Origin of the sequence: Cellulomonas chitinilytica, assembly GCF_016862675.1 — a bacterium.
Classification (GTDB): Bacteria; Actinomycetota; Actinomycetes; order Actinomycetales; family Cellulomonadaceae; genus Cellulomonas; species Cellulomonas chitinilytica.
Genome location: NZ_BONK01000037.1, coordinates 1 through 1,093, shown reverse-complemented (window position 1 = coordinate 1,093; position 1,093 = coordinate 1). Strand labels below are relative to the sequence as shown.

At 70.8% G+C, this 1,093-nt stretch carries 1 protein-coding gene; it reads right to left on the bottom strand.

From position 1 onward, the window contains the following. On the bottom strand, window positions 1-1,093 hold a 1,093-nt coding region (locus tag Cch01nite_RS22580; RefSeq protein ID WP_203758769.1), incomplete at both ends, for an SDR family NAD(P)-dependent oxidoreductase.

Sequence of the window (1,093 nt, the reverse complement as noted above, 5' to 3'; positions counted from 1 at the left end):
CGCGGGCCGCCTCGCGCGCGACGAGGAACGACCCGCGGGCCATGACGTCGTGCTGCAGGTCCCAGTCCTTGGCAGTGGTATCGAGTAGCGGCTTGGAGATCGACAGCCCGGCGTTGTTGACGACGAGGTCGACGCCGCCGAACGCGAGCGACGCGGCCTTGATCAGGCCCGCGACGGCATCCTCCGAGGTGACGTCCGCTTGGACGGCGAGCGCGACATCCGCGCCGCCCAGCTCGTCGGCGACGGTCTGTGCCGCTTCGAGGTTGAGGTCGGCGATCACCACGCAGGCGCCCTCGGCGGCGAGACGCTCGGCGATCGCCTTGCCGATCCCAGAACCCGCTCCCGTGACGACGGCGACGCGGGTGGCGAGGGGCTTGGGCGCGGGCATCCGGGCGAGCTTGGCCTCTTCGAGCGCCCAGTACTCGATGCGGAACTTCTCGGCCTCGTCGATGGGCGCGTAGGTGGAGATGGTCTCGGCGCCGCGCATGACGTTGATGGCGTTGACGTAGAACTCGCCGGCGACGCGGGCGGTCTGCTTGTCCTTGCCGAACGAGAACATGCCGACGCCGGGCACCAGCACGATCGCGGGATCGGCGCCGCGGATCGCGGGGCTGTCGGGGGTGGCGTGCCGGTCGTAGTACGCCTGGTACTCGGCGCGGTACTCCTTGTGCAGCTCTTCGAGACGCGCGACGACGTCCTCCAGCGGGGCAGACGCAGGCAGATCGACGACCAGCGGCTTGACCTTGGTCCGCAGGAAATGGTCCGGACAGGAGGTCCCGAGGTCGGCGAGTCGCGCGAGCTGCTCGCGAGCGGTGAATGCGAGGACGACGGGCGAGTCGTTGAAGTGGCCGACCTGCGGCCGGTCGGTTGAGGCCAGCCCACGGATCACGGGCGCGAGAGCCGCCGCGCGATCGCGGCGCTCCGACTCGGGCAAAGCCGTGTAGCCGGGCCGCGTCGGGCCGAAGGGGTGCTCGGAACGAGTGGTGGCGCGCTCAGCGATGAACGCCTCCGCAGACCGGATGATCTCGAGCGACCGCGCTTCGGCCTCGGACGAGGTGGCGCCCCACGCGGTGATGCCGTGCCCGCCGAGCAC